The sequence below is a fragment of the Nonomuraea sp. WAC 01424 genome (genome assembly GCF_003947315.1).
GTDB classification, from domain to species: Bacteria; Actinomycetota; Actinomycetes; order Streptosporangiales; family Streptosporangiaceae; genus Nonomuraea; species Nonomuraea spiralis.
In genome coordinates, this window is the sequence record NZ_QHHZ01000008.1 from 155,909 (window position 1) to 177,641 (window position 21,733).

At 72.5% G+C, this 21,733-nt stretch carries 15 protein-coding genes and 1 tRNA gene; 8 read left to right on the plus strand and 8 right to left on the minus strand.

All coding sequences use genetic code 11. The annotated features are described in order from the left end of the window. Positions 1-91: 91 nt before the first annotated feature. From DMB42_RS22845 to DMB42_RS55110, 4 genes are all read left to right on the plus strand, one after another. Complete coding sequence (locus DMB42_RS22845) at positions 92-748, plus strand: response regulator transcription factor (RefSeq protein ID WP_125637031.1); 657 nt, start codon at positions 92-94, stop codon at positions 746-748. Then, a complete protein-coding gene (locus DMB42_RS22850; protein ID WP_125637032.1) occupies positions 745-1,944 on the plus strand; it encodes a HAMP domain-containing sensor histidine kinase in 1,200 nt (399 codons plus the stop codon). The genes DMB42_RS22845 and DMB42_RS22850 overlap by 4 nt, the downstream gene beginning before the upstream one ends. Before the next feature lie 70 nt (positions 1,945-2,014). Continuing rightward, the gene (locus DMB42_RS56025; protein WP_185844816.1) at positions 2,015-3,631 is read left to right on the plus strand and encodes a serine/threonine-protein kinase; all 1,617 of its coding nucleotides are present in this window, start codon (positions 2,015-2,017) and stop codon (positions 3,629-3,631) included. Continuing rightward, the gene (locus tag DMB42_RS55110; protein ID WP_260477874.1) at positions 3,628-5,145 is read left to right on the plus strand and encodes a serine/threonine-protein kinase; all 1,518 of its coding nucleotides are present in this window, start codon (positions 3,628-3,630) and stop codon (positions 5,143-5,145) included. Before DMB42_RS56025 ends, DMB42_RS55110 begins: the two co-directional genes overlap by 4 nt. A gap of 25 nt (positions 5,146-5,170) precedes the next feature. On the opposite strand, the gene DMB42_RS22865 is transcribed toward DMB42_RS55110, so the two are convergent. Genes DMB42_RS22865 through DMB42_RS22880 form a run of 4 tightly spaced genes read right to left on the minus strand, consistent with a single transcriptional unit; the run spans position 5,171 to position 11,442 of the window. Then, positions 5,171-6,121: a hypothetical protein gene (locus DMB42_RS22865; protein WP_125637033.1), complete on the minus strand. Its 951-nt coding sequence runs from the start codon at positions 6,119-6,121 to the stop codon at positions 5,171-5,173. Next, complete coding sequence (locus DMB42_RS22870) at positions 6,118-8,538, minus strand: AAA family ATPase (protein WP_125637034.1); 2,421 nt, start codon at positions 8,536-8,538, stop codon at positions 6,118-6,120. Before DMB42_RS22870 ends, DMB42_RS22865 begins: the two co-directional genes overlap by 4 nt. Continuing rightward, entirely contained in the window at positions 8,538-9,677 is a 1,140-nt protein-coding gene (locus DMB42_RS22875; protein ID WP_125637035.1) for an exonuclease SbcCD subunit D, read from the minus strand. Before DMB42_RS22875 ends, DMB42_RS22870 begins: the two co-directional genes overlap by 1 nt. Before the next feature lie 10 nt (positions 9,678-9,687). Then, on the minus strand, positions 9,688-11,442 hold the full coding sequence (locus DMB42_RS22880; RefSeq protein ID WP_125637036.1) for an ATP-binding protein: 1,755 nt from the start codon (positions 11,440-11,442) through the stop codon (positions 9,688-9,690). 281 nt (positions 11,443-11,723) lie between these two features. Here DMB42_RS22880 and DMB42_RS22885 point away from each other — a divergent pair, with 281 nt between their 5' ends. Next, positions 11,724-12,503: a hypothetical protein gene (locus DMB42_RS22885; RefSeq protein WP_125637037.1), complete on the plus strand. Its 780-nt coding sequence runs from the start codon at positions 11,724-11,726 to the stop codon at positions 12,501-12,503. 12 nt (positions 12,504-12,515) lie between these two features. Here the strand turns inward: DMB42_RS22885 and DMB42_RS22890 are convergent, their stop codons facing one another. Together DMB42_RS22890 and DMB42_RS53380 are read right to left on the minus strand one after the other, a co-directional pair. Beyond that, positions 12,516-13,487 (minus strand): helix-turn-helix domain-containing protein, encoded by a 972-nt coding sequence (locus DMB42_RS22890; RefSeq protein WP_185844817.1) that lies wholly within the window; start codon positions 13,485-13,487, stop codon positions 12,516-12,518. Further along, on the minus strand, positions 13,484-14,443 hold the full coding sequence (locus DMB42_RS53380; RefSeq protein WP_185844818.1) for a LuxR family transcriptional regulator: 960 nt from the start codon (positions 14,441-14,443) through the stop codon (positions 13,484-13,486). Before DMB42_RS53380 ends, DMB42_RS22890 begins: the two co-directional genes overlap by 4 nt. Positions 14,444-14,561: 118 nt before the next feature. On the opposite strand from DMB42_RS53380, the gene DMB42_RS22900 reads away from it, so the two are divergent. Then, positions 14,562-18,419: a S8 family serine peptidase gene (locus tag DMB42_RS22900; protein ID WP_125637039.1), complete on the plus strand. Its 3,858-nt coding sequence runs from the start codon at positions 14,562-14,564 to the stop codon at positions 18,417-18,419. Between the two features lie 100 nt (positions 18,420-18,519). On the opposite strand, the gene DMB42_RS22905 is transcribed toward DMB42_RS22900, so the two are convergent. Next, positions 18,520-18,593: transfer RNA gene (locus DMB42_RS22905), tRNA-Lys, on the minus strand. 100 nt (positions 18,594-18,693) lie between these two features. Here DMB42_RS22905 and DMB42_RS22910 point away from each other — a divergent pair. Both DMB42_RS22910 and DMB42_RS22915 read left to right on the plus strand, forming a co-directional pair. After that, positions 18,694-19,533 carry a MoxR family ATPase gene (locus DMB42_RS22910; RefSeq protein ID WP_125637040.1) on the plus strand — a complete coding sequence of 280 codons (840 nt, stop codon included), beginning with the start codon at positions 18,694-18,696 and terminating at the stop codon, positions 19,531-19,533. Then, positions 19,526-20,905, plus strand: coding sequence for a VWA domain-containing protein (locus tag DMB42_RS22915; protein WP_125637041.1), 1,380 nt, complete (start codon positions 19,526-19,528; stop codon positions 20,903-20,905). The genes DMB42_RS22910 and DMB42_RS22915 overlap by 8 nt, the downstream gene beginning before the upstream one ends. Before the next feature lie 8 nt (positions 20,906-20,913). Here the strand turns inward: DMB42_RS22915 and DMB42_RS22920 are convergent, their stop codons facing one another. After that, a complete protein-coding gene (locus DMB42_RS22920) occupies positions 20,914-21,678 on the minus strand; it encodes a nuclease-related domain-containing protein (protein WP_125637042.1) in 765 nt (254 codons plus the stop codon). Positions 21,679-21,733 lie beyond the last annotated feature (55 nt).

Sequence of the window (21,733 nt, forward strand, 5' to 3'; positions counted from 1 at the left end):
ATGCAATACGCGACCGTGTTTCCCCGGCGTTTCCATCCGGGCTTATCCGGATCAAATGCCACCCGCGCGAGAATCGAGCCGGAGGTACGGAATGCGGGTGCTGGTGGTGGAGGACGAGCGCATGCTCGCCGGCGCGATCGCCGAGTGGTTACGCGAGGAGACCCACGCGGTCGATCTCGCCCACGACGGCGAGGCGGCGCTGGAGCGGATCGCGGTCAACAACTACGACGTGGTCGTCCTGGACCGCGACCTGCCGCGCGTGCACGGCGACGACGTGTGCAGGGAGCTGGTCGCCTCCGAGTCCGACGCGCGGGTCCTGATGCTGACGGCCGCCGCCCAGCTCGACGACCGGGTGAGCGGGCTGTCCATGGGCGCCGACGACTACCTGACCAAGCCGTTCGCCCTCCCCGAGCTGGCGGCGCGCGTCCTGGCGCTCGGTCGGCGCTCGCGGCCCGCCGCGCCGCCGGTGTTGCGCCGGGCCGGGATCACGCTGGACCCGGCACGCAGGGAGGTATTCCGGAACGGGCGGTTCGTCCCGCTGTCGAAGAAGGAGTTCGCCGTGCTGACCGAGCTGATGCGGGCCGGCGGCACGGTCGTCTCGGCCGAGCAACTGCTGGAGAAGGCGTGGGACGAGCACGCCGACCCGTTCACCGGGGCGGTGCGGCTGACGATACTCAAGCTGCGCCGCAAGCTCGCCGACCCGCCGGTGGTGGAGACCGTGCCGGGAGTGGGGTACCGCATCCCATGAGACTGCCGCACCCCACTCTGAGGCTGCGCCTCACGCTCGTGTACGGCGCGCTCTTCCTGGTGGCGGGGCTGGCCCTGCTGGGCGTCACGTACCTGCTGTTCAACCAGCAGCTCACGCAGTCGTTCGAGAACCGGTTCATGACCAGTGACGGCACCCGCAAGAACGTGATCTTCCTCAAGCAGGACGGCGTCGAGCTGGTCGGCCCCGCCGCCATCAAGTGGATGCGGCAGCAGGAGGAGGGGGTGCGCGAGGCCGCCGTGACCTCGCTGCTCACCCAGGGCGCGATCGCCCTCACCGTCGTGTGCGGGACCGCCGTCGGGCTGGGCTGGGTGGTGGCCGGACGCGTACTGGCCCCGCTGCACCTGGTGACCGAGACCGCGCGCCGGATCGCCGCCGCCCCGATGGCCGAACGCGGCCTGCACGAACGGATCGCGCTCAACGGCCCCCCGGACGAGGTCAAGACGCTGGCCGACACGTTCGACACGATGGTGGAACGGCTCGACCACTCCTTCGACGGCCAGCGCAGGTTCGTCGCCAACGCCTCGCACGAGTTGCGCACACCCCTGACGCTCAACCGGGCGCTGGTGGAGCTGGCCATGCACCGGCGTACGGCCTCCGACGACGTCAAGGAGCTGGGCGAGAACCTGTTGCAGATCAACGCCCGCCACGAACGGCTCATCTCGGGGCTGCTGCTGCTGGCCCGCTCCGAGCAGGAGATCGCCGACCGTTCCCCGGTGGACCTCGCCGACGTCGTCACCCACGTGGTCGCCCAGACCGCGCGCGACGCCGAGGAGGCGCGAGTCGTGGTGAAGGAGGACGCCGGGCCCGCGCCGACCGTGGGCGACGCGCTGCTGCTCGAACGGCTGGTGCACAACCTGGTGGAGAACGGCGTCCGGCACAACCTCGACGACGGCACCGGCTGGGTGCGGGTGTCGAGCCGGATGGTCCCCGGCGGGCTGGTCGAGGTGGAGGTGGGCAACAGCGGGCCGAGCGTGCCGCCGTACGACGTGCCGCTGCTGTTCAAGCCGTTCCACCGGCACGGGGCCGAACGGGTGGTGACGGCGATGAGCGCGGGGCTCGGGCTGTCGATCGTGCGTTCGGTGGCCGTCGCGCACGGAGGGGACGTGACGGCCCGGCCCCGCGAGGGCGGTGGGCTGATCGTTACGGCGACGCTGCCGGCTGCTCGCGCAACTTGACTACAAATCCTGATATTGGTCGCTATCGTAAGTAACTTCGTTCATTTCAGTATCAGGAGTCACTTCTCTCATGGCGCACGTCGAACCGCTGCGGGAGGGTGATCCGGCGGCCGTGGGGGCGTACCGGCTGCTCGGGCTGCTGGCCGAGGGTGGCCAGGGGACCGTCTACCTCGGGCGGGCGCCCGACGGGCGGACGGTGGCGGTCAAGGTGCTGCGCCACGGCGCCGGGCCGGACGAGCGGTTCGCCAAGGAGATCGAGGCGGCGCGGCGGGTGGAGCCGTTCTGCATCGCGCAGGTGCTGGATGCGTCCCTGGGGCCTCAGCCGTACATCGTGACCGAGTACGTCGAAGGGCCCTCGTTGCAGCAGGCGGGCCGCCACGCGGGGGCCGACCTGCAACGGCTCGCCGTCGCCACGGCCACGGCGCTGGCCGCCATCCACCAGGCGGGCGTCGTGCACCGGGACTTCAAGCCCGCCAACGTGCTGCTCGGCCCCGGCGGGCCGCGGGTGATCGACTTCGGCATCGCCCGTGCCGCGGACGCCTCGGCCACCGTGACGAGCGGCATCGTGGGGACGCCCGCGTACATGGCGCCCGAACAGCTCGCGGGACAGGTGGTCGGGCCGCCGGCGGACGTGTTCGCGTGGGCCGCGGTCGTGGTGTGGGCGGGCACCGGGACGCCGCCGTTCGGCCAGGACACGCTGCCCGCGATCATCAACCGGATCCTGAACAACGAGCCGCTGCTCGGCGACCTGCCCCGGCCGCTGCGCTCGATCGTGTACGACTGCCTGGCCAAGGATCCGGCGGCCCGTCCGACGATGCGCGACGTCCTCCTCCGCCTCCTCAGCGGCGACGCCCCCACCCCGTCCCATCCCTCCTCCTCCCAGCCCCGGGGACCGGGGCACCCCGCACCACCAGGCGCCGGGCCGGTCGGCGCCATGGGACAGGGGCCGCCGCCAGGACCCGGTCCGGCCGGCGCCATGGGGTACCCCGCGCCTCCGGGCCCCGGTCCGGGGGGACGGCGGCGCGGGCGCGGGCGGGGTGTGGTGCCGCTGGCCGCGGGGTTGTCGGTGGTCGTGGCCGCGGCGCTCGTGGGCGGGGTCGTCTGGCTCGCCCCCTGGTCGCGCCTCCCCGGCTTATCGGCGCTCACGGCCCCCTCCGCCACCCCGACACCTCCCCCCTCCACTCCCACCGCGAGGAAGTCGCAGCGGAGGAGCACCCCGAAGCCCACCATCACCAAGAAACCGACCTCCAGGCCCACCACCCGCCGCCCCGCGGAGTCACCCACCCCCCGCCCCACCGTCACCCGCACCACGACACGTCCGCCCCCCACCCCCACCCGCACCACCAAGAAGCCGGTCAGCGCCGCCAGGGCCAGCGTCGGGGAGATCACCCTGTCCGGCGGCCCCGGACAGTCCGCCGGAAGCGGCTGCTACATGCCCCCCTTGCACTTCCAGGGCCGCGTGGAGTCCACCAAACGCGAGATCTGGGTCTCCTACGCCTGGCTGATCGACGGCAAGAGCGTCGAACGCCGCAGGTCCTGGGTCTCCGAGGACGACTACAGCGCCTACATCACCGCAGGCCAGTACATGCTGAAGGCCGGCCCCCACACCGTCACCCTCCAGGTCACCGCGCCCAGCGCCGCGACCAAGAGCGTGTCCCTGACCATCTGCACGATGGACGACGGATGACGATGCCGCCGGCCATCGGCCCGTACCGGCTGGTCAGGCAGCTCGGCGAGGGCGGCCAGGGCGCCGTGTACCTGGCCGAGGCCCCGGACGGCGCCCGGGTCGCGATCAAGGTCCTGCACGAGGGCGCGTCCGGCGACGGCCGCTTCGCCAAGGAGGTCGCCGCCGCGCGGCGGGTGGAGCCGTTCTGCGTCGCGCAGGTGCTGGACGCCTCGCTGGGCGGGCGGCCGTACATCGTGACCGAGTACGTCGAAGGGCCCTCGTTGCAGCAGGCGGGCCGCCACGCGGGTGCCGACCTGCAACGGCTCGCCGTGGCGACCGCGACCGCGCTGGCCGCGATCCACCGGGCGGGCGTCGTCCACCGGGACTTCAAGCCCGCCAACGTGCTGCTGGGACGCGACGGGCCGCGGGTCATCGACTTCGGCATCGCCCGCGCCGCGGACGCCTCCGCCACGGTCACCAGCAGCATCCTGGGCACGCCGTCGTACATGGCTCCCGAGCAGTTCGCGGGCGCCACCGTCGGCCCCGCGACCGACGTCTTCGCCTGGGCCTGCGTCATGGTGTACGCCGCCACCGGCGTCCCGCCGTTCGGCAACGACTCGGTGCCCGCCGTACTCGGCCGCATCCAGTACGGCGAGCCGCAACTCGCCGGCGTGCCCGAGCCGCTGCGCTCCATCGTGGCCGCCTGCCTGGCCAAACACCCCGACGCCCGCCCCACCATGCAGGACGTGCTCTTCCAGCTCATAGGCGGCCCCCGCCCCACGCCACAGCCCTCCCCCGACCGTCCGGCCGCCCCCCACGTATGGACCGGCCCCTCCGGCCTCCCACCCGGCGGCCCGACGCACCCCTCCGCCCACGGGCACCCCCGCCATCCGGCGGGCGGACGCCCACGAACCGGGCTCGCGCTGCTGGCGGGCGGCGTGGCGCTCGTCCTCACGGCCGCCACCGCGACGGCCGTCTGGGTGTGGTGGCCCACCACCCCGGGCCGGAACACCACGAACGCCACGAACGCCGCCGCATCCCCCGCCACGCACGTCCCCGACAGCCGCAGATCCGGCACACGCCGATCAACCACCCGCAAGCCCGCGAAACCCACCAGATCCCCGCAGCCCACCACCACCAGGCCGACGCCCACCACCAAACCGACGTCCGCCAGACCGACACCCACCGAACCGACGTCCACCGCCAAACCGACGACCACCAGGCCGACGACTCCCGCCAAGGGCGGCGTGACCTCGGTGGCCCTGACCTACCAGGGCATCCGCGTGGGCGACTGCTGGCGCTACGACCTCAACGTCTACGCCGACGTGACCACCACCGTCGGCTACGACTACCAGTGGCTCGTCAACGGCCAGAGCCAGGGCAGAAAGGTGGCCACCGCCTCGACCAGGCCCGTCCTGCCCTCGATCACCTGGAAGGGCAAGGGCAGCTACACCGTGGTGTTCCGCGTCCTCACCCCCACCAGCCTCCGGCGCAGCGTCACCGTGAACATCTGCGACGTCGACAAAGGCTGGTAGCGGCCCCCGTCCGGTGGCCGGCCGGTCAGCCGAGTTGCGCGGCCGTGCGGAGGGAGCGGTAGAGGAGGCGGGGGTCGCCCAGGTGGTGGCGCAGGAGTTTCTCCAGGCCGCCGATCGGGACCAGGTTCTGGGGGGCGCGCGGGTCCTTGTAGTCGACCCCGGCCAGCGCCGGCAGGGCCAGCGTGACGGCGTCGGCCAGGTGTACGACCTGCGCCGGGTCGAGGTCGGCGCTGGCCTCGCAGCGTGCGATGCCCGCCCACGGGGCCGTCGACTGGACCGGGAGCCGCAGGTACCAGGCGTGCCTGCGCCAGCTCGTCCCCATGAGGAACACCGGCGTACGCTGCCCCGGCGTGAGCGCGGCGACCACGGCCGACTGCGGCGGCGGCAGGTACGCCGCGTGGTGCGTCTTGATGTAACCGACCGTCCGCGGCAGATGGGTACGCCCCCGCAGCGGCCCGTCCACCAGCAGCAGGTCGTCGCCCAGCGAACGGTGCCGGACCGCGAGGTCCACCTCCAGCTGGGTGACCTGGCGCTGGAGGGCGAGCGACAACTCCTCGAAGCTGGAGTCGGCCGCCTTGTTCGGCAGGTAGGCGGCGTGGGCGGTCTTCACCTCCGGCGCGTACGGCGAGGCCGAGATCAGCGACCTGTTGACCTCGATCGCGGCCAGCTCGGCCCCGTCACGGCCGCAGCGTACGATCCCGGCGGCGTAGGAGGCGGCGATCCCGGGGACGGGCATCGGCAGGTCGGGGTCGTGCACCCAGACGCGCGCGTCGATCCGGCGCACGCCGTCGGCGACCAGCAACGTGTCGGGCGCGGCGGCGTCGGGGCCCGGCGTGACGGGCTTCCAGTCGGCGGCCGGCCGTTCGATGTCGAGGACCAGCTCGGCGCTGGTGGCGCCCAGCTCGGACAGGGCCTCGACGGCGATCGCGGCGGCGTAGCCGGGGTCCCAGGGGTCGACGGTGAAACCCGAGGTCACGGCCCCACCTTCCGTACGTGCGAGCCCTTGGCGTCGCGCAGCACCTCGAAACGGGCCGGCACCCGGTCGGCCAGCGCCGGGACGTGGGTGACGACGCCGATCATGCGTTCCTGGCCAGCGGCCAGGCGTTCGAGCGTGGTGGCGACGGTGTCGAGCGTGGCGGGGTCGAGGGTGCCGAACCCCTCGTCGAGGAAGATCGAGTCGAGCCCTCTGGCGACGGCCCCGGACAACGCCAGCGCCAGGGACAACGCGGCCTGGAACGTCTCGCCGCCGGACAGCGTACGGGCGCTGCGCCGCAGGCCCGCCTCCCCGTGGTCGATGACCTCGATGTCCCCGGTACGCTCGCCGAGCGCCAGCTCGTACTGGCCGTCGGACAACTCCATCAGCGTCTCGGACGCCGTGGCGACCAGCACGGCCAGGGCCTCGGCACACAACCAGCGTTCGAAGGCGTTGGCCCGCAGGCGCAGCGCCAGCTCGTGGGCGACCTTGGCCTCGTGCTCCTTCTCCGCGACGACCTTCTCCAGGTCGGCGGCCCGCCTGCGCTCCTCGCGGACCCGTTCGAGCGCGCCGTCGGCCCGCGCGACCGCTCCGGCGACGGCCGCGCCGAGCTGGTCGGGCGTGGCGTTGCGTGGGACGGTGACGCCGTGCTCGGCCAGGCGTTCGGTCAGCTTGTGGCGTTCGGCGGCGAGCCTGGCGGTGGCCTGGGCGAGCTCCCGCTCGCGCTCGGTCAGGGCGGCGCGGGCGGCCTCGGCGGCCCGGTCGCGCCAGCCGAGCAGCTCGGACCAGGCGTGGTGGAGGTCGTCGCGGGTGAGCGGCGGCGGCGGGTCGTCGGAGGGCGCGAGCACGAGCAGCCGGTCGCGGGTGGACCCGAGGGTCTGCCAGGCGCTCTCGGCCTGCCGTTCGACCTGCTCGGCGGCGGCACGCGCGCGTTCCAGCTTCCCGCGCGCGCCGCGTACGGCGGTGCGTGCCTCGGTGGCCAGGGCCTCGGCCTTGGCGATGGCGGCCAGCCGCCCTTCGATCTCGATGCGGTCGCCGGGGGCGGGCAGCGCGGCCAGGTCGGTGTCGAGCCGGGTCGCCTGCGCGGCCAGCATCGACGCCGACGTCTCGGCCTTGGTCAGGGCCGCCCGGCCCCGGCCGGCGCGGTCGCGGGCGGCGGCGAGGGCCCGGTCGGCGGCGCCGAGATCGGCGGGCCGCTCGTGGTGGGGCAGCTCGGACAGCGGGCGCAGGCAGAGCGGGCACGGCTCCCCCACGGCCAGCCGATGCGTCAGCGCGGCCGCGGCGTGGGCGTCGCGCAGCCGTTCGCGTTCGTGTTCGGCCTCGGTCAGCGCGTGCTCGGCTTCGGCGACCTTGGGGACGAGGCGTTCCAGCGAGGCGGCGGCCTCGGCCGCGGCGGCGCGGGCGGCGGCGGCCTGGGCGGTGAGGCGCTCGCGGGCGTCGAGTGCGGCCAGCGCGGCGACCGGCTCGGCACGGTCGCCGAGCGCCGCCAGCGCCTCGAACGCCTCGTGCTCATCGGCCTCCAGGGTCGCCACCTCGGCGCCGAGCGCGGCGACCGCGTCGGCGGCCTCGCGGCGGGCCGAGGCCAGCGTCGGCACCGCGGGCGGCATGCGCAGCGCGGCCAGCGCCGACTGCCGTTCGGCCACCGACGCGCGTTCCTGCTCGGCCCGGCCGATGTCGGCCTCGCGGGCGCGCAGCAGGTCGAGGTCGGTGTCGAGGGTGCCGGCCAGCCGCCGCAGCGCGGCCAGTCCGTCGGCCAGCTCGCGCTCTGCCTCGTCGGAGGCCCCCGCCAGCTTGGCGAGCTGGTCGCGGGCGAAGGCGGCGGCGCTGCGCGCGGCCTCCTCGTCGCGGGCGGCCCGCTGCCTGATCAGCTCGTAGACGTCGGCGTCGAGGAGCTGCACCAGCAGGTCCTGACGTTCGCGCGGCGCGGCGTGCAGGAACTCCGCGAACCGCCCCTGCGGCAGCACCACGCACTGGGTGAAGAACTTGTACTCCAGGCCGGTCACCCGCTGCACCTCGGGGGTGACGTGCTCGCCCTCGGCGAGCGACTTCAGCACCATCTCGTACGCCACGTCGAGCGGCGCCGCCGGGTCGAGCTCGTCGATCCTGGCCTCTTTGGTACGCACGGTGCCCTTGGCGTCGCGGACCAGCGAGCGCACCACGCCGTAGCGCCGCCGGTCGCTCTCGAACACCAGCGCCACCTTGCCCGAACCCGCCGAAGGGGCCAGGGCGTGGGCGATGACGTTCTCCTTGCCCCAGCGCGGGACGGTGCCGTACAGGGCGAAGCAGATCGCGTCGATGATCGTGCTCTTGCCCGCGCCGGTCGGGCCGACCAGGGCGAAGTACTCGGTGTCGGAGAAGTCGACGGTCGCCGGCTCGCGGAAACTGCCGAAGTGGTCGAGGTGCAGCAGCAGGGGACGCATCAGCCGGTCACCTCGTCGTAGAGCCGGTCGAACAGGGTGGCGACCTGGTCGTCGTGGCGGCCGGTCGCGCTCAGGTACTCGCGGAACAGCTCGCGCGGGCTGCGCGCGGCCGAGCCCGCCCTGCGCACCGCGGGCACCGGCCGGAACCGTTCGTCGAGCACGACGTCGACCGAGCCCGGCAGCAGGTCGCGCACCTGGTCGGACAGGCCGACGCGGGGTTTCTCCTCCACGATCACCTTGAGCCAGTCGTCGCCCGCCTCCAGGCCCTCAAGCTGCTCCAGCGTGCCGCGCACCGTACGCAGCCTGCGCGCCGAGGTGAACGGCAGCTCGCGCACCACCGCGGGGCGCCCCGGCGTGACCTCCACCAGCAGCGCGCCGGGCGTGTTGCCCTCCTCGCCGAAGTCGACGGCCAGCGGCGAGCCGCTGTACCAGATCGGGCACGGGCCGGGGATCTGCTGCCTGCGGTGCAGGTGGCCGAGGGCGGCGTACTGGGTGGAGACCGGGAAGGCGCTGGGCTCGAAGTAGTAGGAGAAGATCGACTGGGCCTCGCGCTCGCCGCCGCCGAACGCGCCGCCCGGCAGGGTGCCGTGGGTGGTGATCAGGTTGACGGTGTCGTTCTGGAAGCCGGCGGTCAGCGCGCCGACCAGCTCGGAGATGCGGGTGGCGTAGTCGCGGTTGTGGTCGGCGGCGGTGCCGGTGAGCACCTCCGCGGCGCGTACGACATAGCGGTGGGACAGGAACGGCAACACCGCCAGCCGCACCGGCTCCCCCGACCGCGCCGTGAAGGCCAGCGTGCCGCCCGCGTCGGGACGGCGGAAGACGCCCACCATGTGCATGCCGAGCTTGCCGAGCACCGGCCGGTAGACCTCGAAGAGCTGCGGGTTGTCGTGGTTGCCGGCCAGCACCACCACGTCGCGGCCGTCGCCGCGCAGCGCCATGAGCGCGTTGAGCACCAGCGACTGGGCCTCGGGTGTGGGCGCCGAGGTGTCGAACAGGTCGCCGGCCACGACGACGGCGTCCACGTCATGGGTACGGGCCGCGGTGACCAGCTCGCGCAGCACGTCGCGGTGCTCGTCCATGCGGGAGCGGCCCTTGAGCACCTTGCCCACGTGCCAGTCCGCGGTGTGCAGGAATTTCACCGAGCTCCCTTCAGAACGGCGGAATGTCGTCTTCGACGCCCGGCAACCCCTGGAACGGGTCGGCCGACGGGCTCACCCGGGACGCGGCCTCGGCCGGCCGGGTCGCCCAGGCGGGGAAGGGGAACGCGACGGCCAGCGGCACCGGGATCTCCGGCTGGGCGACGAACATGGTGCCCGGTTTGGCGATCGTGGCGCGTTCCCGGACGGCCGGGGGCAGCCAGCCGTACTCGGAGCGGGCGGCCTCGGCCGGGTCGAGGCGGCCCGCGACGCGGACGGCGCTGTTGGAGACGATGCGGCGTTCGACCTCGGAGGCGGTCTGCTGGGCGCCGATGAGGATCACCCCGAGCGAACGGCCGCGCTCGGCCACGTCGAGCAGGATCTCCTTGATCGGCGAGTCGCCCTCGCGCGGCGCGTACTTGTTCAGCTCGTCGAGCACCACGAACAGCAGCGGCTTGGCCGTGCCCGAGGTCTCCTTGCGGTGGAACTCGCCGCGCAGCACGACGCCGACCACGAACCGCTGGGCCCGTTCGGGCAGGTTGTGCAGGTCGACGATGGTGACCTGGGCGTCGGACGTACGCACCGAGTGGGCCCGGAAGAACGGCAGGTCGCCGCGGATGATCGGGGACAGCGGCTTGACCGCGCTGCGCAGCCGGCGCAGGAAGGCGTTGACGGTGCCGAGCGGGGTCTGCGCGCCGGTCCACTCGATCCGGGTGGCCTCGTCCTGCAACTGGTCGGACAGCAGCTCGACCAGGTCGCCGAAGGTGCGGCAGGCGGTGCCCCTGATCATGACCGCGCCGCCGTCGCCCACCGGCTCGGCCCACGACTTCAGCCGGGCCGCCACCTGGCCCACGAGCAGGGAGTATCCGGCGCGCTCGTCGTCGGCGTCGGCGAAGACGAACCGCAGCAGCTCCTCCTCGCACAACTCGACCAGCGTCCAGAAGAACGAGCTGACCCCCTGCGTACGGGCCGACACGTGCGGCACGCCGTTGGGGTCGCCCGGCCGCGGCGGCGCGAAGACGTGCACGCTGCCGAACGGCCGCGCGGGCAGCCCGAGCCTGGCGTACGCGGCCCGCGCCCCCTCGTCGAGCCGGACGTTGTCGTGGTCGAGGAAGAGCAGGTCCTCGCCCTTGACGGAGAAGATCAGGGCCTTGGTGTTGGCCGACTCGGCGTCGAGCACGCCGGAGTTGAAGATCGAGTAGAGCAGGAACGTGGCGAAGGACGTCTTGGTGGCCACGCCGGAGACGCCGGAGATCGACACGTGCGCGCCGCGGGTGCCGTCGAGGAAGTCGAAGTTGACGTAGAGGGGCTGGCCGTCGCGGCCCATGCCCATGGGGACCCGGCGGTCCATCACGTCGAAGTAGAGCGCCTGGTCGCGGTCGCCCGCCCCGGCCACGAAGACCTTGGAGCCGGGCAGCGGCGGCACGAACACCTCGGGCTCGACCCTGGTCACCCGCACCTCGGCCACCTCGACCACGGCGGCCGGCAGCGCGCCCTCGGCGATGAGGAACACGTCGGAGTCGTAGGCGGCGCCCTCGTGCCTGGCCTCGACCGTGGTCACCACGCCCGCCACCAGCACCGTGCCGTGGCCCGGCACCTCGCGCCTGGTCACCACGACGTCGTCGAGCTGGAGCACCTTGCCGGGCTCCAGGCCGACCCAGAACGACAGCGGTGAGGCGGCCTGGGTGCCGAGGACCCGCCCGACCGCCTCTCCGGCCGCCGCCGCAGCAGGAGACGCCTCCCGGCTCGCAGCCCCGTTGACCGTCACGAAACCCTCCACCCCCAGACATGCCCTTCCAAAGGAGAGTAGTCGGGGCCCGGGGATGCGTCCGGCTCATCGAGGTCTTCGAATGTCTTGCGTCGCACGTTCACGAGAGCCCGGGGCCTCCGCCGTCAGGGTGATCATCTTGATGGGAGCCATGGATACCAGCCGGGTCCGACAGAACCGCTCCGCACGACGGGGTTGTCCGGATGTGGACAGCCCGGTCAACCTGTCGGCCTCGCACACCGTCCCCTTTTGTGCCACATCCGTCACAAAGGGAAATCGCCGTGCGCCTGCAACTGATCCTGCCCCTGGCCGTCCTGCTGTTCTCCACGCCCGCTCCGGACGGCGGCACCGCCGTCGTGTACACGTGCACGACCCGCGCCACGGGCGAGACGCAGACCGTCAAGATCGACCTGACGCTCACGGTGCCCGCCACCGCCGCCGTGGGCAAGCAGTTCACCATCGGCTGGCGCGGCTCGTACGTCGCGGGCGCCGAGCTCCGTGCCCCCGCCACCGGCCTGGACGGCGAGGTCAAGCTGTACGCCTACGCCTCCGTCACCGGGATCGACCGGCTGACCTCGGCCACGGGCGTCGGCCGTCCCGGAACGATCGTCCCGGGAGCGGTCATCCCCCTCCCCGGGAGCGTGGTCGACGTGAAGACGACGCCGCGGCACCCGGGAACCGGCACGGTACGGCCCGCGGCCGTCAACTTCGGGCCGACCCCGCAGAAGCCCCTGATCGAGTGCGACCCGCAGGACAAGGAGGCGCTGACGTCGTACCCCCTGACCGTCACCGGCACGGGCGACGACACGGAGACCACCCCCGGCCCCGACACCACGGACACCGCGAGCACGCCCCCAGAGCCGGACTCCCCCACCAAGACGCCCGCCGCGCTGCCGACGGGCGGCGCGGACACCGGCGGCGGCGGTGAGACGGGCCCCGACGGGCGGGTGCTGGTGGCGGCCGGCGCGCTGACCCTCGCCGCCGCACTCACGGGGTTACGCCTCCGCCGCCGTGCGGACGGAACCGGCTCACCTGCGCTTCCCGGCCAGGAAGGCTCATGAGCCCGGCCACCCCTACCCGCCGCGCGCCTCCTCCGGGGTGCTCCGGGCCTGGGATCGGGCGGCCTGTACGCCGGCCTGGAAGCGGGTGTGGGCGCCGAGCCTGGCCATGAGCTCGGCGATGCGCCGCTGGGCGGTGCGGTAGCCGATGCCGAGCTGGCGGGCGATGGCCTCGTCGGTCAGGCCGGTCAGCAGGAGGGCGATCAACCGTTCGTCGTCCTGCGGCGCCTCGCGCGAACCGGTCAGCCGCATCGGCAGCGCCCGCTCCCAGGTCCCCTCGAACAGCCTGCTCAGCGCCTCCAGCAGCCCGGAGGGGTGCACCAGGAGCGCCGCGGAGTCAGGCGACTCGTAGCGCAGCACCAGCAGCGCGAACCGGTCGTCGACCAGGTAGAGCTTCATCGGCAGGCTGGGCAGCACCCTCGCCAGCTGGCCCGCGCCGATCATCTCCTCGATCTGCCGCAGCGCGCCCGGCCGGTCGATGAAGTCGCGCTCGTAGATGACCCGGCTGATGATGCCGCGGTCCAGCAGCTCGCGGTGGGCGGCCACGCTGGCGTGCCGGTCGAAGTACGGCGGCTGGGAGAAGGTCCGTACCTGGTGGCGGGCCGCGCGCTGGAGCTGGAGGAGGCGTTGCCGTACCGCGGCGGCGCCGGTGATCACCTCCACGACCAGCGGCGGCTGCTGTCCGGAGGCGCGCTGCTGGAAGGCGTCGTCCAGGTCGGCGGCGCGTTCCCTGGCTCGCGCGAGCCCCTCTTCCGCTACGGTGAGCAGCGCGTCGAGCGCGGCGTCGGGGGCGACGGCGACGTACCGTGCCGGTTCGTCCGGCAGCCGGTTGACCAGGCCCTTGCTCTCCAGTCCGGTCAGCAGCGCGGGCAGGCCGGGGCCGGCGAAGCCCGCGGCGAGCCGGTCGAGGGTGGCCGGCGAGCTCTCGACGAGCAGCTCGTAGAGCTCCTCCTCGGCCGGGCTCAGCCCGAGCGCTTCGAGCGTCACCGCAGCCAGCCGCGCAGGACGGCCTGGTAGCCGGCCTGGAACCGGGTCTGCGCGTCGAGCTGGACCATCATCGCCTGCACCCGCCTGCGTACCGTGCGTACGCTCCAGCCGAGCTGCGCCCCGATGGCCGCGTCGGTCAGCCCCGAGATGAGCAGGGGCAGCAGGTCCTCGTGCGCGTCGGCGGGACTCCGTTCCTCGGGCAGCCGGGCCTGCCCCTGCCGCACGCCCAGCGGGACGGCGCGCTGCCAGTTCATCTCGAACAGCGCGCCGAGCGCCTCCAGCAGCGTCGGGTCGTGCACCACCAGCGCGGATTCGACCAGGTGCAGGTCGTGCCGCAGCGGCACGATCGCCGTCGGCCGGTCGTTCAGGACGAGCTTCATCGGCACCTCGCCGACCCTGGCCTGCTCGCCGGCGGTGATGTAGTCGGTGACCACCGTCAGCGCCCCGGGCAGCTCCATCGCTTTCCTGTCGTACAGGACGCGGTAGTTCACGCCCCTTGCCAGCAGGTCGAACTCGCGCGCGTTCTCCCCGATCACCCCGGCGTACGGCGGCGCGTCGAACACCCGGATCGAGGCGCGCGTCTCCCGCTGGAGCCGCTCGAAGCGGTCGTTCACCGCCTGCCTGCCGATCACCACCTCGACCAGCCCGGCGGCGTCGCGTTCGGTGCCCGCCCGGTGGAAGGCGGCGCTGAGCCTGGCGATGCGGCCCCGGGCGGCGGTCAGCGTCCTGGCCCTGGCGCTGATCAGCGCGTCGAGGCCCATGCTCGGGGCGACCGCGGCGTACCTGGGCGGGTCCTCCGGCAGCCGGGTGACCAGGCCGAGTTCCTGGAGCCGCGCGCAGAGCGCGGCCTGCGGGCCGGCGAGCCGCTCAAGATCGGCGGCCGTGATCGGCGAGACCTCGATCAGCGTCTGGTACAGCGCCTCTTCGGCCGTCGACAGGCCCAGGGATTCGAGCATGCGCCCATCGTGTCCTCTTCCCGCCAACGGCGTGAAGAGGACGAAAGGTCATCTTTCCGGATATGGCGCGGAATGGGAGGTTTTGTGTGCTCGATCATGTACTACTCCGAGGAGAACCATGGCTCGCCGCCCGCTCGCCGGGCTGACCGCGTTGGGGTTGGTCCTGTCCATGGGGATGGCCACGCCCTCCCCTTCACCCGAGTCCGCCGACACCCCGCCCCCCGCCCCGGGCGCCTTACCCGCCGCCACCCAGCTCACCCTGATCACCGGCGACGTGGTGACGTACGGCAAGGCCGCCGACGGCACCCCCCGCGCCGACGTCAAACCGGCCAGGCGCGCCGGAGGAGCGCCGGTGACCTTCGTGACCCTGCGCAAGGGCGACTCCTTCTACGTCTTCCCCTCCGACGCGATGGCCCCGGTGGCCTCGGGGCAGGTGGACAAGGGCCTGTTCGACGTGGCGTACCTGGCCGCCAACGGCTACACCGACGCCGAACGCCCGACCCTGCCGGTCATCGTCCAGTACGGCACCGCCGAGCAGCCCGCCGCGACGCTGTCGGCCCGGGCCGACGCGCTCCCGGCCACCGCCTCGCCCGTCGCCCTGGCCAGCGTGGGCGGCGCCGCCGTCAAGGTGGACAAGAAGGCGGCACGGGAGTTCTGGGCCGCGGCCGCCTCGTCGCCCACCGCGCGTGCGACCACGCCGAAGGCGATCTGGCTCGACCGCAAGATGAAGCCCGTACTCGACAAGAGCGTGCCGCAGATCGGCGCGCCGCAGGCCTGGGCCGCCGGCTACAAGGGCAAGGGCGTCAAGGTCGCCGTGCTCGACACCGGCGTCGATCCCGACCACCCCGACCTGGCCGGCCGGATCGGGGCGATGGCCAACTTCACCGACGATCCCGACGCCCGCGACGGCCACGGCCACGGCACGCACGTCGCCTCCACGATCGCCGGCTCCGGACGGTACACGGGCGTGGCGCCCGAGGCCACGCTCCTGGTGGGCAAGGTGCTCAACTCGTCGGGCTCGGGCACCTCGTCGCAGGTCATCGCGGGCATGCAGTGGGCCGCCACGCAGGCCAAGGTGGTCTCGATCAGCATCGGCGGCGAGTACGAGGACCAGAACGGTCCCATCAACCAGGCGGTGAACACGCTCAGCGCCGAGACCGGCGCGCTGTTCGTCGTGGCCGCCGGCAACGACGGCGGCAGCCGTACCGTCAACGCGCCGGGATCCGCGGCGGCGGCGCTGACGGTCGGCGCGGTCGACCGTGAGGAGAAGCTGGCCCCCTTCTCCAGCAGGGGCCCGAGCCCGTTCGACTACGGGCTCAAGCCCGACGTGGTCGCGCCCGGCGTCGGCATCGTCGCGGCCCGCGCGCGGGGCACGTCGATGGGTTCGCCCGTGGACGAGCTCCACACCGCCGCCTCCGGCACCTCGATGGCGACCCCGCACGTGTCGGGCGCGGCGGCCATCCTCGCCGGACAACACCCCGACTGGACGGGCCCGCAGCTCAAGGCGGCGCTCATCGGCACCGCCAAGGACGACGGCCTGCCCGCCTACCAGCAGGGCTCCGGGCGCATCGACGTGGCCAGGGCGGTCACCCAGCAGGTACGCGGCTCGGGCAACCTCGACTTCGGCTTCCTGAGCTCCCCGCAGAACGGCCCGGCCACCAAGACGATCACGTACGCCAACGACGGCGACCAGCCGGTGACGCTGGCCCTGCGCGCGAGCATGGCGGCGCACCGCGGCACCACCCCCGAGCGGGTGCTCAAGCTGGACCGCGACACGCTGACCGTCCCCGCCCACGGCACCGCGGACGTGGCCGTCGCCTTCGACCCGTCAGGACCAGCCACCTGGTACGAGGGTTCGGTGGCGGCCACCGGCGGCGACGTGGTCGTGCGCACGGCCGTGGGGGCGTTCGTCGAGCCGCGCAGGGTCAAGCTCAAGACCGAGCTGATCATGCCGGACGGCGCGACCGACGCGGTCTCCGTCCCGTGGATGTTCATACGTACCGACGACCGCGACGACCTGGACTCCTTCTACCAGACGGCCGAGGGCGAGGCGAGCGTCTACCCGGGCACCTTCAGCGTCAACACCATCGCCGCCTGGCGGGGTGAGAACGGCGAGTGGCAGCAGTCGCTGCCGACCGCGCCCGAGGTCAAGGTGGACCGGGACACCACGGTCACCCTCGACCTGCGCAAGGCCCGCGAGGTGCGCCTGGAAACCCCCCGCGCGACCGAGACCTACCTGTCCCAGTACGCCCTGCGGCGTACCACCGCGACCGGCATCGTGGCCGACTTCCTCACGTCCTATCCGGCGTACGGGCTGCACCACTACTGGATGTTGCCCACCGAACCGGTCAAGCAGGGCGCCCTCGACCTCATCGGCCAGTTCTGGCAGGGCGCGCCGCTCGTCACGATGAAGGCCGCCGGACGCACGCTCGCCCCCCGCTACGTGGGCATCACCCCCGACATCCCCAAGCTGACCGGCAAGCAGACCCTCCCGCTGGTCGACGTGGGCCACGGCACCGACCTGTCCGGCCTGGACGTACGGGGCAAGCTCGCCCTGCTCGACCTCGGCGACCTCTGCCCGGACACCACCTGCTCCGGCGACGGGCTCGACCGCGTGGAGTCCCTGGCGGCCGCCGGCGCGGTGGGCGTGCTCGGCTACGGCGCGTCCGGACGGGCCTTCCTCGACCCGACCGGCAGCTGGGCCTTCTATCCGATCCCGACCATGAGCCTGCCCGCCGACCAGGGCAGGGCGCTGGCCCGCAAGCCGGTCAACGTCAAGGTCGAGGGCAGCCCGGCCACGCCGTACATGTACTCGCTGTTCTTCCCCGAGCGTGGCCGGATCCCCGCCGGGCTCGACTACCGGGTGACCAGGAAGAACCTCCAGGAGATCGACGACCGCTTCCACTCCGACCGCCCCGGCACCGTACGCATGAGCTGGACCCCCGTGCTGCTCAACGGCGCCGAACCGTTCGTCGCGTGGGGTCTCGACGGCTCCTGGCAGGCGCGGACCACCGTGACCGAGTACGTCGGGCCGGTCTCGCCCGACGTGACGTGGCAGCGTGACGTCCGCATGCGGTACGACGAGGGCGACTCCTCCAGGACCGGCTACACCACGGTCGCGCTCGACGTCTTCACCAAGGCGGGACGCCGGACGGAGCGGTGGGGCATGCAGCCCAGAGTGCCCGGCGCCCCGCGCGACAGTGACCGCGTGATCGACTCGGGCACGCTCACCTGTTTCGCGTGCCGTACCGGCGACCTGTTCACGGCGGCGGTGCCCGTCATGGGCCCCGAACCCAACCACCAGGAGCCCTTCACCTGGAGTGCCAACTTCCAGGCGTGGGCCGGCGGCAAGGACGAACTGCACCTCTACCGCAACGGTCAGGAAGTGCCCCTGGAGGAGAAGATCGGCGCGCTCGGGCCCGTCGGGATCAAGTTGCCGACCTTCACCCTTCCGTCCGACGAGGCCGAATACCGGCTCACCGACACCTTCCACACCCCGCAGCCGGGACAGCGGTTCGCCACCGACGTCGAAACGGCCTGGACCTTCCGCTCCAAGCGCCCCGAATCCGGGATGAAGGATCTCACCGACGGCCTGTGCGCGGGCTGGCTCGTCACCCAGGTCCTGGCCCCCTGCGCGCCGGTACGCCGGCTCAACCTCAGCTACGACCTGGACCTCGACCTGGACAACCAGGCCACGGCCGGGGTCGCCCGCCGCATCACCGTAACCGGCTACAACGGCTCCTTCGGGCAGCCCGACGCCAAGCTGACCACGCTCCGGCTCTCGGCCACGTTCGACGGCGGCGCCCACTGGGTCCCCGTCCCCATGTCGGCCTCCGGCGACCACACCTTCACCGGCACCATCACCCACCCGCCCCTGCCCCGGACCGACGGCACCGTCGGCCTCCGCGCCCAGGCCACCGACCAGGAAGGCAACACCGTCGACCAGACGATCCACAAGGCCTACGGCCTGAAGTAGGGCCAGAAACCCCTAGCTCGGCGTACCGAGTTAGGGGTTTCAGCCGGAACGCGAACAGCGCACCCCTTGCGGTGAAGGGGTGCGCTGTTCGTGATTGCTGTGCGCCGCCAGGGACTCGAACCCCGGACCCGCTGATTAAGAGTCAGCTGCTCTAACCAACTGAGCTAGCGGCGCTTGCAGAGAGGAATATACCGGTGATCCGCATGTTGGTCGAATCGACCGCGGTTGAGCTCCTGCCGCTAGAATAAAGTTCGGCCCGCAGACAGGAGCACCGATGTTCGACTCGCCCGCCGACGTGACGGCGCGGCTCGCCGCCGTGGACTATCTCTCCGACGACGCCATCTCCACCTCGGTGTTCCTCGCCGCCGCGCTCGGCAAGCCGCTGCTGGTGGAGGGGCCGGCCGGCGTGGGCAAGACGCAGCTCGCCAAGGCCGTGGCCCAGGCGACGGGGTCCGAGCTGGTCCGCCTCCAGTGCTACGAAGGGCTCGACGAGGCCCGCGCGCTGTACGAGTGGAACTACAAGAAGCAGTTGCTCCGCATCCAGGCGACCAGCGCCGACGACGACATCTTCAGCGAGGAGTTCCTGCTGGAACGCCCGCTGCTGAAGGCCATCAGGTCGGCCGATCCCACCGTGCTGCTGATCGACGAGACCGACAAGGCCGACGTCGAGGTCGAGGGGCTGCTGCTGGAGCTGCTGTCCGACTTCCAGGTCACCATTCCCGAGCTGGGCACGATCGCCGCGACGCGCCGGCCGTTCGTGCTGCTCACCTCCAACGCCACCCGCGAGTTGTCGGAGGCGCTCAAGCGGCGCTGCCTCTACCTGCACATCGGCTACCCGACGCCGGAGCGCGAGCGCGACATCGTGCTCGCGCAGGTGCCGACCATCCGCGCCGACCTGGCCGAACAGCTCGCCAGGACGGTCGCGACCATGCGGGCGCTGGAGCTGAAGAAGGCGCCGTCGGTCGCCGAGACCGTCGACTGGGCCAACACCCTGCTGGCCCTCGGCCGGGACGAGCTGGACGAGGCGACGGTCGCCGGGACGCTGGGCGTGGTGCTCAAGCACGCCTCCGACCAGGCGCGGGCGGTCAAGGAGCTGGGGCTGCCGGATGCCTGAGCGCAGGTCCCTGGTCGACCGGCACGTCGGGTTCGTGCACGCGCTGCGCGAGGCGGGCCTGCCGGTGTCGCTCGCCGAGGGGCTCGACGCGGCCCGCGCGCTGCGGGTGATCGACCTGAGCGAGCGCGAGTCGCTGCGGGCCGCGTACGCGGCCACGCTGGTCAAGAAGCCGGCCTACCGCCCCGGCTTCGACGTGCTGTTCGACCTGTGGTTCCCGTCGTCCACGACCGGCATGTACGCCCCCCGCCCCGACGACGGCCGGCTCGACCCGCGGGCCGCCCCGGTGACCGAGCTGCGCGAGCGCCGCGCGGAGCTGCTCACCGGCAGCACGGACGCCGAGCTGCGGGAGTTCGCCCAGGCCATGGTCGAGAGGTTCGGCCGCCAGCAGACCACCGGGCCCGGCCGCCAGAACTGGTTCTCCTACAGCGTCCTGCGTGCCCTGTCCCCCGAGACGCTGATGGCCCGCATCCTGCAGAACGTGCTGGCCGGGCAGGAACGCGGCGGGCTGGCCGAGAAGACCGTACGGCAGCGGGTCAACGCCAACATCGCGCGGTTCGAGCAGGCCGTGGCCACCGATGTGCGCCGCCGGATCGCCGAGGACTCCGGGATCGAGCGCATCGCCCGCTCGGCCGTGCGCCCGCCGCTCGACCAGATCGACTTCCTGCGCATCACCAGGGCCGACCTGGCCAGGCTGCGCAAGGAGGTCTACCCGCTGGCCAGGCGGCTGGCCGCGCGCCTGACGATCAGGCACAGGAAGGGGCGCAGGGGGCGGCTGGACTTCCGGCGCACCGTACGAGCCTCGCTCCAGAGCGGCGGCGTGCCGTTGACCACGCACTTCAGGCCGCCCCGGCCGCACAAGCCCGAGCTGGTCATCCTCTGCGACACCAGTGACTCGGTATCGTCGTTCGCGCACTTCACGTTGCTGCTCACGTACGCGCTGCGGGAGCAGTTCACGAAGGTGCGGGCGTTCGGGTTCGTGGACCGGGTGGACGAGATCACCCGGTTCTTCGTGCCCGGCGCGGACGTCGTGGAGGCCATGACCCGGCTCGCGGACGAGGCCGACATGGTCCGCTTCGGACGCACGAACTACGGCCACTCCCTGGAGGGCTTCGCCGAACGGTACGCCGACGCGATCGGCCCGCGGACGTCGTTGCTGATCCTCGGCGACGCCCGTTCCAACTACCAGCCGCCGGCCCTCGACGTGCTCAGGAGCCTGACCTCGAAGGCCCGCCACGCGTACTGGCTCAACCCCGAGCCGAGACCGCAGTGGGACACCGGCGACTCCGTCGCGAGCGAGTACGGCACCGTCGTCGAGATGCACGAATGCCGAAACGTCGCCCAGCTCACCGCGTTCATCGAGACCCTGGCCTGAGGGGGCGGTCAGACCTTCTGCAGCTCCCTTGCCGCGGTCCTGGCCAGCAGCTCGATCTGCTCCTCGGTGAACACCACGCCGTCGACGGCCTTGATACGCCTGGAGACCAGGCGCGGCTTGATCAGCGTGAGGCCCTCGCCGGCCACGACGCCGCCGCGCGGCAACAACCCGCAGTGGACGGCCAGCATGGGCGAGATCGTGACCTGGATCCCGGTCTCGCGGGTCAGCAGCTCGGCGAACGCCTCGGCGGTGTCCACGAGCGGTTTGGCCCACTTGGTCCCGTACTTCTCGCTGAAGAACAGCCTGCCGTTGTAGCAGCCGATCTCGGTGTCGGGACTCCAGGACTCGTTGTCGATGACCCAGATGCCCGCCGGGCCGATCACGAGATGGTCGATGGAGGCCTGGTCGCGGATCGCGCGGCCGTCGAGCACCTTGTAGCCGTGTCTGCCGAGCTGCCTGCGCAGCAGCCGCCCGGTGATCGCCTCACCGTGGCGCGCGCCTCGCCATACGGCCGTCGCCCGGAACGAGCGCCAGTCGACGAACCAGTCGACCGCGGCCACCAGCCCGGCCGTGACCGCCCCCCAGAACGGGACGAACTCGGAGCCGAACCTCAGCGCGAGCAGGGCGCCGACCACGAGGCCCACGCCCGCCTTGACGTACCTGGACCGACGCCGGTTCTGGGCGTCCTCGCGCCAGAACTTCTCGTACCACCACTGCGGGGATGAGCCTGTGTACTTCTCGTCCTGCTGTACGTAGATAGAGCCACCGGGCACGGCAAACTCCCCGAATGAGTAGAAACCCTCAGGATCTGCCACACCGAAGATCCCT